Source organism: Tabrizicola sp., assembly GCF_036781545.1.
GTDB lineage: Bacteria > Pseudomonadota > Alphaproteobacteria > Rhodobacterales > Rhodobacteraceae > Tabrizicola.
In genome coordinates this window covers 20,050-35,452 of the sequence record NZ_DAIQAT010000021.1, presented here as the reverse complement: position 1 = coordinate 35,452, position 15,403 = coordinate 20,050, and the positions used below count along the sequence as shown (strand labels likewise).

The 15,403-nt window shown below is 64.7% G+C and carries 17 protein-coding genes; 14 read left to right on the top strand and 3 right to left on the bottom strand.

Features of this window, described 5'->3' with window-relative positions:
• Positions 1–139: 139 nt before the first annotated feature.
• From V7Q39_RS06070 to V7Q39_RS06060, 3 genes are read left to right on the top strand one after another with little or no spacing between them, the layout of a single operon-like run.
• Entirely contained in the window at positions 140–1,273 is a 1,134-nt protein-coding gene (locus tag V7Q39_RS06070; RefSeq protein ID WP_333815664.1) for a DUF6361 family protein, read from the top strand.
• Positions 1,263–3,113: a phospholipase D family protein gene (locus V7Q39_RS06065; protein WP_333815663.1), complete on the top strand. Its 1,851-nt coding sequence runs from the start codon at positions 1,263–1,265 to the stop codon at positions 3,111–3,113. Before V7Q39_RS06070 ends, V7Q39_RS06065 begins: the two co-directional genes overlap by 11 nt.
• Complete coding sequence (locus V7Q39_RS06060) at positions 3,106–6,204, top strand: helicase-related protein (RefSeq protein WP_333815662.1); 3,099 nt, start codon at positions 3,106–3,108, stop codon at positions 6,202–6,204. Before V7Q39_RS06065 ends, V7Q39_RS06060 begins: the two co-directional genes overlap by 8 nt.
• Before the next feature lie 443 nt (positions 6,205–6,647).
• On the opposite strand, the gene V7Q39_RS06055 is transcribed toward V7Q39_RS06060, so the two are convergent.
• Genes V7Q39_RS06055 through V7Q39_RS06045 form a run of 3 tightly spaced genes read right to left on the bottom strand, consistent with a single transcriptional unit; the run spans position 6,648 to position 8,768 of the window.
• On the bottom strand, positions 6,648–7,466 hold the full coding sequence (locus tag V7Q39_RS06055; RefSeq protein ID WP_443082492.1) for a DNA adenine methylase: 819 nt from the start codon (positions 7,464–7,466) through the stop codon (positions 6,648–6,650).
• A gap of 48 nt (positions 7,467–7,514) precedes the next feature.
• Complete coding sequence (locus V7Q39_RS06050) at positions 7,515–8,033, bottom strand: YbjQ family protein (protein ID WP_241699913.1); 519 nt, start codon at positions 8,031–8,033, stop codon at positions 7,515–7,517.
• Between the two features lie 3 nt (positions 8,034–8,036).
• Positions 8,037–8,768 (bottom strand): XRE family transcriptional regulator, encoded by a 732-nt coding sequence (locus V7Q39_RS06045; RefSeq protein ID WP_174212477.1) that lies wholly within the window; start codon positions 8,766–8,768, stop codon positions 8,037–8,039.
• Positions 8,769–8,821: 53 nt separating this feature from the next.
• Between V7Q39_RS06045 and V7Q39_RS06040 the strand changes: the two genes are divergently transcribed.
• The 11 genes from V7Q39_RS06040 to V7Q39_RS05990 all read left to right on the top strand — a co-directional run bounded on the left by V7Q39_RS06040 (position 8,822) and on the right by V7Q39_RS05990 (position 15,402).
• The gene (locus tag V7Q39_RS06040; protein ID WP_174212476.1) at positions 8,822–9,100 is read left to right on the top strand and encodes a hypothetical protein; all 279 of its coding nucleotides are present in this window, start codon (positions 8,822–8,824) and stop codon (positions 9,098–9,100) included.
• Positions 9,100–9,522 carry a hypothetical protein gene (locus tag V7Q39_RS06035; protein ID WP_333815661.1) on the top strand — a complete coding sequence of 141 codons (423 nt, stop codon included), beginning with the start codon at positions 9,100–9,102 and terminating at the stop codon, positions 9,520–9,522. Before V7Q39_RS06040 ends, V7Q39_RS06035 begins: the two co-directional genes overlap by 1 nt.
• Positions 9,522–9,896: a hypothetical protein gene (locus tag V7Q39_RS06030; protein ID WP_333815660.1), complete on the top strand. Its 375-nt coding sequence runs from the start codon at positions 9,522–9,524 to the stop codon at positions 9,894–9,896. The genes V7Q39_RS06035 and V7Q39_RS06030 overlap by 1 nt, the downstream gene beginning before the upstream one ends.
• Positions 9,893–10,198: a hypothetical protein gene (locus V7Q39_RS06025; protein ID WP_333815659.1), complete on the top strand. Its 306-nt coding sequence runs from the start codon at positions 9,893–9,895 to the stop codon at positions 10,196–10,198. The genes V7Q39_RS06030 and V7Q39_RS06025 overlap by 4 nt, the downstream gene beginning before the upstream one ends.
• The gene (locus V7Q39_RS06020; RefSeq protein WP_333815658.1) at positions 10,195–11,088 is read left to right on the top strand and encodes a ParB/RepB/Spo0J family partition protein; all 894 of its coding nucleotides are present in this window, start codon (positions 10,195–10,197) and stop codon (positions 11,086–11,088) included. Before V7Q39_RS06025 ends, V7Q39_RS06020 begins: the two co-directional genes overlap by 4 nt.
• Positions 11,085–13,214, top strand: coding sequence for a transposase domain-containing protein (locus V7Q39_RS06015; protein ID WP_333815657.1), 2,130 nt, complete (start codon positions 11,085–11,087; stop codon positions 13,212–13,214). The genes V7Q39_RS06020 and V7Q39_RS06015 overlap by 4 nt, the downstream gene beginning before the upstream one ends.
• Positions 13,215–13,275: 61 nt before the next feature.
• On the top strand, positions 13,276–14,022 hold the full coding sequence (locus tag V7Q39_RS06010) for an AAA family ATPase (RefSeq protein WP_174213347.1): 747 nt from the start codon (positions 13,276–13,278) through the stop codon (positions 14,020–14,022).
• Positions 14,022–14,594, top strand: a complete 573-nt coding sequence (locus V7Q39_RS06005) for a hypothetical protein (RefSeq protein ID WP_174213348.1) — start codon at positions 14,022–14,024, stop codon at positions 14,592–14,594. Before V7Q39_RS06010 ends, V7Q39_RS06005 begins: the two co-directional genes overlap by 1 nt.
• Positions 14,591–14,968, top strand: a complete 378-nt coding sequence (locus tag V7Q39_RS06000) for a hypothetical protein (protein ID WP_333815656.1) — start codon at positions 14,591–14,593, stop codon at positions 14,966–14,968. The genes V7Q39_RS06005 and V7Q39_RS06000 overlap by 4 nt, the downstream gene beginning before the upstream one ends.
• A complete protein-coding gene (locus tag V7Q39_RS05995) occupies positions 14,958–15,191 on the top strand; it encodes a hypothetical protein (RefSeq protein WP_174213350.1) in 234 nt (77 codons plus the stop codon). Before V7Q39_RS06000 ends, V7Q39_RS05995 begins: the two co-directional genes overlap by 11 nt.
• On the top strand, positions 15,184–15,402 hold the full coding sequence (locus tag V7Q39_RS05990) for a hypothetical protein (RefSeq protein ID WP_333815655.1): 219 nt from the start codon (positions 15,184–15,186) through the stop codon (positions 15,400–15,402). The genes V7Q39_RS05995 and V7Q39_RS05990 overlap by 8 nt, the downstream gene beginning before the upstream one ends.
• Position 15,403: the final 1 nt, after the last annotated feature.

Genomic DNA, 15,403 nt, shown 5'->3' with positions numbered 1-15,403 from the left:
CCTACTGGCCGCAGCTTGCCGCCTATGCGGATGCCCTTCGATTGACCTTTCCCGCCCATCAACTGCGCGGCGTCGCGATCCACTGGATGAACGAGGGCAGCCTCAGCTTCTTGCCCCTTGAGCCGGAGGTCGTGGCCTGATGTCCGCCCTGGCCTGGATCGACTTCGACCAGACCGACCGCGACCGCGCGCGCCGGATCATGGACCTGTTCGGGGTTGAGGACTCCCGCGATGAACTGGGCCTCGGCTCGATCCGCGATTCCCTGTCGGACCTGATGTTCCCGGGCACCAGCACGATTCAGACGCGGCTGCGCTACATGTTCTTCGTGCCCTGGCTTTACCGGATGGTCGCTCGGTCTGGCGGGCGGGCGGATCAGGCGCGGCGGCTGGAAATCCAGCTGATCACAGCCCTCTTGCGCGGCGGCGAGACCGAGAACGTCATCGGCAGCGAGGCGCGCGACAGCCTGAAGCGCCTTCCCAGCGATGTCTACTGGGCCGGTCTTCTGGCGCTGGGCATCCGCACCCATCCCGGCAGCCGGGCCGAGATGCTGGCGGCGGGTGACGCCCCGAGCCTCTGGTCCCCCGGGCTGCCCGCAGCGCCGGATGACCTGTTGGACAAGGCAACCTTCCGCCTCACATCCGAGGAAGGCAGCTTCCTGCGCGACCGTCTTGCCGTTTCCGCCCGGGACAGCCTGTTCAACGAATTGGCGCAGGCGGGTGACCGGGCGGCATCAGATGCGATCTGGCTGCACCCGATGCGCGCCACATGGAGCTCAAGGAACATCGCCATCGTCGATCAGGCCGAACGCTTTGCCCGAGTGATGAACGGGGCAGCGCTGCTTTACAACCTGATGCTGGCCGAACGGGCCGCTGCAATCCAGGGAGCGGAGAAAGGCCGCTGGCACGATCTGGCCGCCGACTACCGCGCTCGCCTTGGCACTTGGCAGGCCGAGGCCCCCGCCAGCCTTGCCTCAGACTGGAGCCTGGCGGGGCTCTGGTCGCTGACCTCGCAGACCATTCACAGGGTGGCCCCCCAGACCATGGCCTTCGTGACCGACTGGTCGGCCCTGGTTCAGCGCGGCCAGCCTCTGGCCGATGACGCAGCCGCCCGCGCCCTGATCCTGCGGCGGGAAACCCGGCTGAAGGGGCCCAAGGCGCGGCTGACGAATGATGCAGCGCTGGCGCGTTGGGGTGGTGCCTCGGGTGCTTCGTTGTTGGCCTATCGGTGGCCGGTGGTGCAGCGTCATCTGCGGGACCTTGCCGATGCCGTCTGACAGCCCGCTCGACCCCGAAAACCGTGCGCTTTACGGCGAAATCCTGCGCGCCCCGCCGGGATACGAGGTCGATATGGCCTTGGCCACGACCTATTCGCTGGATTTCGAGACCGCTCTGGTGATCCCGGCGACGATGGCCTTTCAGGCGGCCGAAAGCCGGGCGCAGGTGCTGGACACGCCTTTGGCGCTTCTGGACGGGCTGGAACGGCTGGCCGAGCGCGTGGCGATCTTCTGCGAGGCCGGGCGCATCACGGCAGAGCCCCGCGCCGCCAACCGCCTGACCGCGCTTCTGGAAGACACGGTGACCGAGGTCCTTGCGCCGCAGGGTGGCGCGTTTCACCCCAAGATCTGGGTGCTGCGTTTTGTGCCCCTGGCCAGCACGGGGCCGATCCGCCTGCGCCTTGCGATCCTGTCGCGCAACCTGACGACCGACCGCAGCTGGGACCTGTCGCTATCGCTTGACGGCGAAGTGACCGAAGCGGCGCAACCCGACAATGCCCCGATTTCCGCTCTCCTCCGCGCCCTGCCCAGCCTTGCGCGGGGGCGCCCGACACCGGCACGCAGCCGCAAGATCGCCGAGGCGCTGGCCCGAGACGTTGATCGCACGGCTTGGACCCTACCCGAAGGCGCTCGACGCTTGCGCTTTGCGGTCAATGGGTTGGGTCAGCCCCCGTTCCGGCCAAAGGTCGGCAGAGCCATGGGTATCATCTCGCCCTTCTTGTCGCCCGAAGCACTGGTCCAGTTGACCAAGGACCTTGACCCCATTGAATGCTGGCTGCTGAGCCGAGCCGAGGAACTGGCGCAGATGCCGCCTGACGTGCTGGCCCGCTTCGGGCAGGTGATGGTTCTGGACGACCTGGCCGAAACCGAAGATGGCGAGGAGTCAGAGGCGGCGTCCGCGGCCCTGGGCCTTCATGCCAAGGTCTTTGTGACCGAACGCTATCCGAGGCCCGAGTCGACCACGGACCTTACCGTCGGATCGGGTAACGCTACGGCGGCGGCGCTGCTGAACGGCAGCAACGTTGAGGTCTTTGCCACCCTTTCCGGCCCCTCCCGCCGGATGGGCTGGGCTGCAGACCACATCGCGCCAGAACGGCTGGGCCGGTTCCTTCGGCCCTGGCAGGCCCCAACACCGGCGCCCGTCCCTGATCCAGCCTTAGCGGCAGAGGCGCGCCTTGATACGATGCGCAGGGCTCTGGCAGCGGCTGACCTGACCTTGCGCTGCACTCCGGCCGAAGACGGGCGGATCGGCCTGACCCTGACCGCACGCGGCAGCGTAGCCCTCCCCGTCACTCTGCGGGCAGAGCTTTGGCCACTGACCCTTGGCCCAAACCACGCCCTGACGCTGACTGTGCCGCTCGGCCGCACCGGCCTGCCCCTTGGCCAGTTCGCTCTGGCCGATGTGACGCGCTGGCTGGGGCTTCGCCTCACCGATCTGGAAACCGGGGCCGAGATGGTCTTCACCCTCGGCACCACGCTGAAGGACCTGCCCGAGGCGCGCACCGCCGAAATCCTGCGCAGCATAATCGAGAACCGCGAGGCTTTCCTGCGCTATATCCGCCTGCTGCTGGGCGATCCGCAGACGGCGGGCCAGATCATCCTGCAGGGTGGCAAGGGCGGTTTCCTGGGCTTTGCAGGCTTTGCCGACGACGCCCCGATCCTTGAGGACATGGTGCGGTCACTGTCAGGCGACGGCCGCCGCCTGCGCGATATCGAACGGCTCATGTCGCGGCTGGGCGATGTCAGGGGCGCAAATGGGGAACCGGTCATACCGCCGCGCTTCGCCGCCCTTTGGGAGGTGTTTCGCAGCGTCCTGCCAAAAGAGGCGCGCCGTGGCTGAAAACCGCTTTGACCCCGGCCCCGCCCTGGCACCGCTGAAAGCCTTCCAACGGGCCACGGTGGATCACGTGTGCCGCCGCCTGCTGACCGATCCCGACGCTACGCGCCAGTTCCTCGTGGCGGACGAGGTGGGACTGGGCAAGACGATGGTCGCCCGCGGCGTGATCGCCCGCACGATTGAGGCGCTTTGGGACAAGGTCCCGCGCATCGACATCATCTATGTCTGCTCGAACGGCGCCATCGCCGCACAGAACCTCGCCCGGCTGAACGTGATGGAGCGCGAGGCGCAGGTGCTGCCGACACGGCTGACCCTCCTGCCTTTGGTGCTGGGCGGAGAAAACAGTCTGCGCCATAACCGGGTGAACTTCATCAGCCTGACACCCGGCACGACCTTTGACCTGAAATCCTCGGGCGGCTGGGCGCGGGAGCGTGCGCTGATCCTGAGGCTTCTGGAGGGGCAACTCGCCCACCCAAAGGGCGCGATCCGACTGTTTCAGGGCTGGTCGGGAGAGCCGGGCTGGGAGCGAGAGCGCGCGCGGGTTGCGACCGAAACCGTTGATCCAGAAATCGCAGCCCGGTTCCAGATGGCCGTGGCCAACAGCCCCGGCCTGACCGCACGGATCGATGACCTTTGCGCCGAGGTTGCCTGGCATCGCCAGGTCGATGGCGACCTGCGCCAGGCCTGCACCGCCCTGATCGGCGAACTGCGTGGGATGCTGGCGCAAGCCTCAGTTCAGTCGCTTGAACCTGACCTCATCATTCTCGACGAATTCCAGCGCTTTCACGATCTGCTGCATGGCGACAGCGAAGCCGCCGATCTGGCGCGGCAGTTGTTCAACCATGTCGACGGCGCGGGCAACACCGCCAAGACCCTGCTTTTGTCCGCGACGCCCTACCGGATGCTGACACTGGCAGGCGATGCGCCCGAGGAGGGCGATCATCACCGCGATTTCCTCGACGTGCTGGAATTCCTGTTCGGAGCCGAGGATGGCAAACGCCGCCGCGACGAGATTGCGTTGGAGATGCGCCGTTTTCGTCAGGCGATGCAGGCCCTGCCCGCAGGCTTCGAAAACGCCCGCGCCCTGCGCGAGGGGATAGAAGGCCAGTTGCGCCGTGTCATCGCCCGCACCGAACGCGTGGCCGAGACGGCGGATCGCGACGCCATGATCCGCGAACTCCGCCACGAACTTGACCTGACGGCGTCCGACCTGATCGAGGCGCGCGCCATAGCAGCCGTGGCCGCCGCCGCCGGGGCACCGGGCACGGTGGATTACTGGAAATCCTCGCCCTGGCTTTTGAACCTGATGCGCGGCTACAAGCTGGCGGACCTCCTGAAGGAGCAAGCGAAGTCTCCCTCGCCCGCCCTTCGCGCGGCCATGAAAACGGCGATCCCCTTGCAGATCGATCCGGAGGCAGTCGAAAGCTATGCGCCCCTTGCCCCCCCCAATGGCCGTATGCGCAAACTGGCAGACCTCGCCTTCGCGAACGGCATGGCGCGCCGCCTGTGGATTGCGCCATCGCTGCCCTACTTCGGCACCAGCCAGCCTGTCAGCAAGATGCTGATCTTCTCGGAATGGACGATGGTTCCCGACGCGATTGCCGGGTTCCTGTCCTATGATGCGGAGCGGCAGATGGGCATGGGGAGGGGTCACACCTATACGGACCCGCCAACCACCCGCCCCCTGCAGTTCCGTCGAGCGCAAGGTCGCCTTGCAGGCCTACGCGCGCTACAACTTGTCATCCCTTCACCTGCACTTGCGGCGCTGGCCGATCCACTGGCCCTGATGCGAGAGGAGGGGCCCTTTCCTGATCTCGACGCGCTGCGTCAGGCTGCTCGCGCGCGGTTGCGGCCTCTAGCGCAAGACCTGGCGGAACAAAGCGCCGAAGCAGGGGATGGCGGCTGGGATTGGAGCAGCCCCGCCGCCCTCGATGTTGTGAATTCTGACTTTGCCGCGTGGCTTGCAGGCTCTGGCCCGCGGGGAGAGGGGGACGAGGAAGCGTGGCCCGATCATCTGGCCGAACTGCTGCAGGCCGCCCGGCAGCCGATCGGGCAGAAAGACGTCGACCAGATCCTCGGCCATCTGGTGGATGTGGCGCTTGGCAGCCCGGCCACCTGCGCCTTGCGCGCCCTGTCGCGTATCGTACCCACGCTTTCGCTGAACGATCCCGCGCTGCTGACGGCGGCGACGAAGGTTGGCATGGCCTTCCGGACACTGTTCAACCAGCCCGAAACTCAGGCTCTGCTGCGCGCGGAAGGGGATATCTACTGGCGGGCGGTCCTGCGTCATGCGGCCGAACACGACCTGCAATCGGTTCTCGACGAGTATGCTCATGTCTTATTGGAAGCCGAGGGCCAAGTCGGTCATCCGCCGGTCAAAGCCATAGGAGTCATCGCCGAACGGATGGCCGAGGCCCTGTCCTTGCGACCGGCCCAGATCGAACTGAACCACTACGCTCTCCAGCGTGGCCGTATCGTACAAACCCACCCGATCACCCTGCGCGGTCGCTTCGCCATGCGCTTGGCCCAGAAAGGTGAAGATGAGACCGGCGTGAATCGGACCGGTCTGGTCCGAACGGCCTTTAACTCTCCCTTCAAGCCCTTCGTGCTGGCTTCGACATCGGTCGGGCAGGAAGGTCTGGATTTTCACCCCTATTGCCACCGGATCGTCCACTGGAACCTGCCAGGCAACCCGGTCGATATGGAGCAACGCGAAGGCCGGGTGCATCGCTACAAGAACCACGCTGTACGCCTTAATCTGGTCGCAGGACATTCTCAGGCGGCGCTGGGCGGGCAGAACACTGATCCTTGGGTCGATATGTTCAGCGCTGCGCATGGAAACGCTGGGCGCACTGGCGATCTTGAGCCTTTCTGGGTGCTCGACGGCCCTACCAAGGTCGAACGCCATATCCTGTCGCTCCCCTTCAGCCGTGAAGAGACGCGGCTTTCCTGGCTGAATCGTTCAGTGGCGCTGTATCGACTGGCGTTCGGCCAACCGCGGCAGGACGATCTACTGGCTTTGCTGGATCAGGTGCGGGACGAAATCGCGCCTGAGGCGCTTGCCCAACTGCAGATCAGCCTTCGTCCCGATTGAACGCGCTCCGGTGCGGTTTTCGCGCGTTTCTGATCCTGTGTTAAGTGACACGAATATCTGCAGGAAGACGGAAGAGGCCGGGGGAAAGCGGAAGATGTCGGAAGGCTGCGTGAAAACAGGGGCTTAGGAACGTCGCGGGAACTGCGATGGCAGCCTGGGCGATGTCTTGCAGTCGGCCTTGAAACAGCCTTAAGGGCCCTGTGCGGGCTGTTGGGCGTGCGCCCGATCCGATGAGATGGGCTGCCAAAAAATCTAATAAAACTTGGGTTTTAGTGGGTATGGCGCCATTTGAGGGCGTGGTGCGCCGATGTCCGAACATGCAAATAGGGCCGCATGTTCGGACGGGGTTTGCATGTTCGCGGTAACGCTTTGTATTTCATAGGAAACGGCCTCCGATCTGCTGGCCGCCCGCCGCCGCGAACATGCAACTGATTTTCCGCTGCTCACCCCCCGAAATTGCGGATCAGCAGTTCGGCGCGGCTGCCGCGCGCACCGGCCTGTCGCGCGATGGTGTAGGTCGTCGTGACCTGTTCGACCACCGCCCAGTCGAACAGCGCCCGGACCTCTGGCACATCATTGATCGACAGGAGGAATCGCCCCTGGATGCCGCGCAGCTGGGACGCCAGTTTGTCGAACTCGGCCCGGGAAAACAGCTCTTTCCCATAGTCGCCCTCGCAGCCCCAATAGGGCGGGTCCAGGTAGAACAGCGTCGCCTCGCTGTCATAGCGGCGCACCAGGTCCGACCAGTCGAGGCACTCGACGATGACGCCCGCAAGGCGGCTGTGCAGCGCCTCGAGCATGGGTTCGAGCGTCGAGAGGTTGAACTGCCCCGGCCGCTCACGCGAGACGCCGAAGTTGCGGCCCGAGACCTTGCCGCCGAAGGCGCAGCGCTGAAGATAGAGAAACCGGCCCGCCCGCTCCAGATCGGTCAGGGTGTCGGGATCGGTGGCGACGAGGCGCTCAAACTCGGCGCGGGTGGTGATCTGGAACCGCAGCGTGTCCAGAAACTGGACGTAGTGCCGCTGAAGTATGCGAAACAGCGTGGCGACATCGCGGGCACGGTCGTTGATCACCTCGGCCCGCGGGCGGGCGGCGCGGCGCAGAAAGACACCGCCCATGCCGACGAAGGGCTCGGCATAGGTGCCGCAGGGCGTCTGATCGAGGATCACGCAGATCCTCTTGGCAAGGTTGCGCTTGCCGCCCATCCAGGGCGCGACGGGAGAGGTGGGTTCAACAGGGGTAAGAACGGCGTTCAAGGTCATGCTCCGCGGCTGGGTGAGACGAGAACATAACATGAACAGTAACGGACATCATGCCCGATCTTCACCTCCACCCGTTGTGGCCAGTTTCACTGCGGTTCCGCTGGCGACCAGGAACAGCATCGACTTACCGCCGCCCGATATCTCGGAGTAATCGAGGTCGACGGCCACCACGGCATCGGCGCCGAGGGCAAGGGCTTCGCGCCGCAACTCGTCGAGAGCGGTCTTTCTGGCGTCGCGCAGACCCTTCTGCATTGTCGCGCTGCGCCCGCCAAAGGTGTCCCGAAACGCCGAGGCTATATCCCGGAACAGGTGCATCCCGATCACGACTTCGGCTGTGATGATGTCAAGGCGACGTTCGATCCGCAGATCGAGGGAGGATTCGGTGGTCAGAATAATCCGCGAGGCGGCAGCTTGAAGCGCGCGCTCATCCTGGCTGGCGCGTTCTTCCGAAGCAATGCCGCGCTGTTTTCTCTCTAATTCGATTTCTTGCTCACAACGCAGGCAGATGCCGTTTCTTCCCATCGAAATATTCAGGCGGTTATTATTACATCGTTCGCAAACTGGCATTGATCACTCCCTGTTCGTATGCCCCCACCAGACCACACGGCCGATAATCGTGACCGAGGAAACCGGGCGAAACTCTGGCGGTGAGGCCGGATTGTCCGACAAGATGGCCAGCATCCCCGGTGCGGCCAGAGCAATGCGTTTGATGCGGGCGCCCCCATCGTCCATCAGGGCATAAATGCGCGGTGGACGGGTATCGTTTTCGTCGCGCGGCTTCGACGGCGGCTCGGCCTTGGAACGGTCTATCAGCACCACGTCGCCATCATTCAAGGTCGGAGCCATGCTGTCGCCGCGCGCGCGGGCGATGACCGCAGCCGAGGGCGACACGTCCATCTTGCGAAGCCAGTCTCGGCGAAACGCCATATGGTCGATCACTTCCTCGGTGCCGTTTGCCGCACCAGCGCCTGCGGCAAGTTCGACTGCGTATAGGGGAATTGGGGCGAAATCTTCGGGACCGGCCAGCGAGTTCTGGATGGACCGGAGCATCATCGGTGGGAGGCTTGCCGCGCCGCGTTCTCCTGTCAGAATGTAGATCACATCACATCCGACACGCGCGATCCCAGCCAGGTAGGTCGCATCGGGCGCTCGTTTTCCGCCTTCATAGTTATGCTGCGCGTTCTTTTGGACGCCACCGGCAGCACCGAGCTCGGTTTGGCTAAGGCCAATCCGCTCCCTTTCCGCGCGAATTCGTTGCCCAATGTCATCCAATCGGATGATCTCTGGGTTGACCTCACTCATTTGGATAACTAATCTTGCGTTGTGACTTCACTTGAATACTTTGCGAGGAATCAATGACGGCGCAAGCCCTTCCCTATCAGCCGGGGGCAATCCTCCACGATGCCGTGGTCGGCGCCTTCAAAGCGCGCGGGCTGAGCTTTGAAGCGTGGTGTGCCGAGAACGGTGTTGTTCCGTCTGCGGCGCGCAATGCGACCTTTGGCCAGTCCAAAGGGCCGAAGGGGAAGGCGCTGCTGGCGCGTATGATCAATGCGGCTGGCCCGGAAGTGGTTCAGGCCGCCTATCTGGCCCGCCTCAAGTCCCATGTCAGCGATCTGAAAAGCGGGGCCGCGTGATGGCCGCTCTTTTCCGCCTGCGCTGGCGCCTGGCGCATCTGATCTGCCCCGAGTTGGGTGTTGAGGCGCGGTTGAGCGCACTGCGCGGCAAAGAGGCCAAGGAAGAGTGGCCGGTCGAAGTTCAGGTCGAGCGCGACGGCCCGTGGCGGTCAGCACAGGTTACTGGCGGACAGCTTCACTGGGTTCCGGGGCCGATGGGAACAGAGGCGGCAGCGCGTTTGCAAGCAATACATGACGGACTCGATCCCGCCAATCATGAGGCGCGAGCCGCCATTGCCGCTGCTCTTGCTCAGTCAGTTCCTCAATCTCCTGCCGAAGGAATTCGGCCCGCATCCCAAGTGCGCCACGATTGCGGTCTGAATGGTGCCGCAACCACGCTGCGTTTCCGGTTTCCTCAATCGGCCCCGCAAGGAGCGTCATGATGAGCATCTTCCATTCTTCCGCCGTCGGCGCAGGAACTGGCCATGAGGTCGAACCGCAAACGGCAGAGATCAGGAACAATTCGGCTTTCAGGTCGGCCGTTCTGATGAGCCGCAAGGGTACTCCATCAAACAGCGGCGACACCTCGCATGGTGACTGCATCCCATCCCTCCATCCGGTTGTTTGCACGTCCGATGGTAGGGGCCACCCCGCCCAGGCCAAAGGGGAATCCGCCGGGCGGGGTGGCAAATTTGCACAGGCGGTTCTTCGCGCCGCCCGCGCGCTTGATGACCATTGGATCGGCGACCTGATCGGCGCCGTCTGCCTGTTCGCGCTCGGCTGGATGGGATTTGCCATCGGGTGGGTGCTGCAATGACAGCCCCTGCCGCGATCCGCCCGAAATTCACGGTCCGCTATCAGGCGATGACCAAGTGCTATGTCGTGATCAGTCCCGCAGGGGCGATCTGCTCGGCGCCAACGTCGAAGGACGGGGCTGAGCGGTTGCGCGATGCCCGCCAGGCCGAGGCCGACAGCAAAGCCAAGCGCGGGCCGCGGGCCTGCATGTGCTGCGGCGCGACCTTTGCCAGCGACGGTTTCCACAACCGCATGTGCCAGCCCTGCCGCACCCGCGCCCGGGACTTTCACGGTGACCCCCATACCATTGGCCGGAAGACATGACCCCCACCCTGATGCAGATCGACAAGGTTCCGGTGGCAGAGGTGATCGTGCGCGATCGTCTGCGCCCGGTCAGCGAAGCGGGCGTGGAAAGCCTGATCGCCTCGATCACCGAGATCGGGGTGATGAAGGACGCGATCCATGTCCGCAAGAAGAAGGACGGCCAGCTTTACCTGATGGCCGGTGGCCATAGGCTTGAGGCCGCCCGCCGCCTGAACTGGGTGCATGTTCCGGCCAAGGTCTGGACCGATGTCACCGACGACTGGGCGCGGATGGTCGAGATCGACGACAATCTGGCCGGCGCCGAGATGAATGCGCTGGACAGCGCGGTGTTTCTGGCCACGCGGAAGGCGGTTTACGAGCGGCTGCACCCGGAGACGAAACGGGGAGTGGCGGGCGCGGTCGCACGTTGGGATGCAACTGAACCGAGTGCAGTTGCATTCGTGAAAGCCACTGCCGAAAAGTTCGGACTGAAGGAGCGGCAGGTTTACAAGATCGTCGCTGCTGGCACGGCTCTATCGCCCCGTGATGTCGCGCATCTTCGGCAGGCGCCGCGCCCGGTCAGCCTGAAAGACCTGACCGAGATCGCCAAGATCGGCGACCCGGTCGAGCGCGGTGATGTTGTCCTGCGGCTGTCGGTCGGCAATGCCAAATCCGCCGCCGATGCCCGCCGTTCGCTGCGCGTTGAAGGGGGCCTTCAAACGCCCGTCAAATCGCCCGAGGATCAGGCGCTGCTGGCGCTCATATCGGCCTGGGCGCGGGCAGGAAAAGCCGTGCGGCGCCGCTTCATCGATCAGGAATTCGGCGAAGTCGCGCCGCTTGTGGCGGATGAGGCCGATGCCCGCGATCCCGCACTCGCCACCGCGATCCGCAGGGGGATGGCCGCCAAATGATCCGCACCGCGCCCGATCAGGAATGGTGGACAGCCGAGGCGCTGGCCTCCAGTGGCTTGCCGGACGTGCCCGGCACCCGGCAGGGCGTGGATGCGCTGGCCGCTCGCGAGGGCTGGCGGTCACGGCCGCATCTTGCGCGCCGTCGCGCCGGCCGCGGCGGGGGCTGGGAATACAGCTGGCAACTGCTGCCCGCCCGGGCGCAGGGTGCCCTCCTGAAAGCGGCGGCCCCGGCCGAGGAACCCCCGGCCCGCATGGATCGCGGCACAGCCTGGGCGTGGTATGACGGCCTGCCGGAGACGGTGAAGGCCGAGGCCCGCGCCCGCCTGAAGGTAATCCAGCGCGTCGAAGCCTTTGCCGCCGCCATCGGCCGCAATCTCGCGGTGCGGCAGGTCTCCCAGCTGGAAAAAGCCGAAGGGCGCAAGGCCAGCGAGCGCACCATCTGGGGCTGGATGGGCATGCTGGATGGCGTGGATGTGTCCGACCGGCTGCCCTATCTGGCGCCGCGACACCGCGCTGCCGCCCCGCAGCGCAAACGCGCCGAATGCAGCCCCGAATTCCTGATCCGATTGAAGGCGGCGTTCCTGCGCCCCGCCGTGAGCTTTCGGGCCAGCTATGACGTGGTGAAAGACGTGTGCATCGCGCGGGGCTGGCAATATCTGACCCTGAAAACCGCCGAGCGCTGGTTCGAAGCGAATGTGCCGCGCGTAACAGTGGTCTATGCCAAGGAGGGCGAGGCCGGGCTTGCCAAATGCTTCCCGCCGCAGATCCGCGACCGATCGACCTTGACGGCGCTGGAAGGCGTCAATGCCGATTGCCACAAGATCGATGTCTTCGTGGCCTGGCCGGGCATCAAGGAGCCGGTGCGACCGCAGATCGTCGCGTTTCAGGATCTCTATTCGGGGAAAATTCTGTCGTGGCGCGTCGATCTCGCTCCCAACAAGGTCGCCGTCATGAGCGCCTTCGGTGAGTTGATCGAGACCTGGGGCATCCCGCGTCATTGCCTGTTCGACAATGGCCGCGAGTTTGCGAACAAATGGCTGACCGGAGGCGTAAAAACCCGGTTTCGGTTCAAGATCAGGCCGGATGATCCGCTGGGCGTCCTGCCGCAGATGGGTATCCAGATCCATTGGGCCAAACCGGGGCATGGTCAGGCCAAGCCGATCGAGCGCGGTTTCCGCGACGTGGCCAGCCGGATCGCGCTCGATCCGCGGTTTGCCGGCGCCTATGTGGGCCCAAATCCTTTGGCCAAACCCGAAGATTATGGCTCGCGCGCGATCCCGCTGAAAGATTTCCTTGATGTGTTGGATGAGGGCATCCGTGCGCACAATGCCCGGCCGGGCCGCCTGTCCGACACCGCCCGCGGCCGCAGCTTCGACGAAACCTTCGCCGAAAGTTATGCCACAGCCCCGATCCGCAAGGCGACCGAGGAGCAGCACCGACTTTGGCTGATGGGTCAGGAGGTGCGCAAGTTGCACCAGAACCACGGCGGCCTTGAGCTTTACGACAACAAATATTGGGCGCCCTGGATGAACGAGTTCGCCGGTAAGCGGGTGATCGCCCGGTTCGACCCGGAAAACCTCCATGCCGGAGCTTATGTCTATTCCCTGCGCGGGGAATTTCTGGGGCCTGTCGAGTGCCGTGAGAAGGTCGGCTTCTTCGACCTTGTCGGGGCGCAGTTGCATGCCCGCACGCAGCGTCAGCGCCGAGCGGCCGAGAAAAAGCTGCTGCAGACCCTCCGGCCCATGTCGGTCGGGGAATTCGCCGCCGAACTGGCGGATTTGCCCCAGCCGGAAACGCCGCTGGTTGAAGCGAAGGTCGTCGAGTTGGCCCCGGCGCGCATCCGCAAGCCTGTGATCGACCGCCCGGTGCCTGCGCCGGATGCCAGCACCGAGGCCGATTTCCAGCTGTTCGCGGCGGATTTCAGCAGACCGAAGTTGGAGCCGGTCATCGCCGTCGACAGCGCCGCAGACCGTTTCTGGCGGGCGCTGGAGATCGAGCGCCGCTCGGAAGCGGGCGAGGCGATCTCGCAGGAGGATGCCGCGTTCTACGCCCGGATCGTGCGCCTTCCCGAATACCAGGCACAGCGCACGATGTTCGACCGGTTCGGCGAACAGGGCGTGGGTTGAAACGAGATGCCGCCGGGGGCGGACAGACCCCACGGCGGCTGGACGAAGTGAGGAGAGAATGATGGACGGAGCAGTGAATATCAACACCAGCGGCAGCGTTGCGCCCTTGCGCAATGTCATGCTGTTGAACGCCCTGATCAACAGGGTGCAAAACCGCGACTTCGATCTGCCGGGGCTGGCCTGTTTCTTCGGGCCGAGTGGCTACGGCAAGACCAAGGCTGCGACCTGGAATGCACAGGAGACCCGGGCCTATTGGGTGGAGGTCAAATCCACCTGGAGCCGCAAGAAGTTCGCCGAGATGATCCTGCGGTCCATGGGCATCACGCCGGGCCGCACCATCGGCGACATGGTCGAACAGATCGGTGATCAACTGAGCAAGTCGGGGCGCCCGCTCCTGATCGACGAGGCCGACCTGGTCGCCAAGGATGGCATGATCGGCATCATCCGCGACATCTACGAAAGCTCGCAGGGCACGGTCATCCTGATCGGGGAAGAAAACCTGCCGCAGACGCTGCGCCGCTGGGAACGGGTTCACAACCGCATGCTGGATTGGGTTGCCGCGCAGCCTGCAGATCTGCGCGAGGTTGGCCTGCTTGCTGACCGGAAATGCCCCGGTATCGCGCTGGATCCCGAGGTCAAGCAACTGGTGCTGGAGCAATCGCAGGCGCGCGCGCGCCGCATTGTCGTGAACCTGCGCCAGATTGCGGAATATGCCCTCACGACCGGCAAGACCGCCATCACGATGGCCGATGCAAGGGATATCGCCTTCTTCAGCGGAGAGGCCCCGGCTCCGCGGAGGGGCGTGTGATGGCCCGCCCCCCTGTCGATGAGTCGAATCCTGGCCGTGAGGCAATCTGGGCGGCTGTGCGTGGCCGGAATGGCAACGCCTTCTGTGTTTCCGAAATCACCGGCCTGACCGGCGCCAACGACAAGACCGCCCGCGATTATTTCAAGGGCCTGACCGCCGCCGGATATCTCCAGCAGCAACCCATACAGCCAGGCGCAGTCGCGCGGTGGCTTCTGGTCCGCGACATCGGTGTCGAGGCGCCGCGTGTACGCTCGGATGGAACCGCTGTGGAACAGGGCAGCATCACGGAACGGCTGTGGCGCGGCATGTATATGCAGAAGGAATTCACCTATCTGGATCTGCTTGACACCACCTCGACCAGTATCTCGGTCGAGACTGCCAAATCGTATTGCCAGATGCTTCTGGCCACCGGCTATCTGAGGGTGCTGGAAAAAGCAGACCCGGTCCGTGGACGGATCGCGCGGTATCGCCTTATCCGCAACAACGGCCCCAAACCGCCGCAAATCCAGCGCGTGAAGCGGGTTTACGACCCGAATACGCGTGAGGTGTTCATGCCGGAGGCGCGGCTTTGAGCGATCCTCTCACCATCGCGCGCGCTGCCTGGGGTGATGCCCTTCCAGACTGGGTCAAATTGCTGGCCGAGGAATGCGCCCGCACCAGCCAGAACAAGGTTGCTGTGCGCCTCGGTCGTTCGGCCGCGCTCGTCTCGGCCGTGCTGCGCCACAAGTACAAGGGCGACATGGGCGCGGTCGAGGATGTGGTGCGCGGCCGTTTCATGGACGCCACAGTCCTTTGCCCCGCCACCGGGGTCATTTCCACGGCGGCCTGCCGGGACTGGATGGCCAAGGCCAAGACCTATTCGAACGAAACCAGCGAGCGGGTTCGCATGCATCGCGCCTGCCGGGCCTGCCCTCGCTATCGCAAGGAGGCCACCGATGCCGCTTGACCTTGATCGCTCCGGCGTCCGCGCCCGCATCCAGCATCTGGCGTTTCTGCAAGGTGGCACCAAGCCCTGTGCTGAGAAGTGCGCGGTGCCGGTCCCGTCGCTGGAAACCTGGCTGGCTGGCCGCGCGCTTCCCGGTTCCGTCGCCCTGGCGAAGCTTGCGCGCGGCTGTGATGTCAGCGCGCATTGGATCCTTTTCGGCCAGGAGGCAACCCGCCATGGCTGATCATACCCGCAGCGACCGCGACATCCTCATCTCTGCCGCCCGCGCCCTTGGCCGTATCGACCTCCACGGCCACCGTGCCCTGACGGGCCTCAGCACGCACCAGATCGAGGACATGGCGTTGGCGCTTGTGATCCTCGGCCTCGCCCCGATCCCGCCCCTGCAATTGCAGGCGCCGGATCAGATCGTTTTCCCCCGTCTCAAGGAGTTCTGAA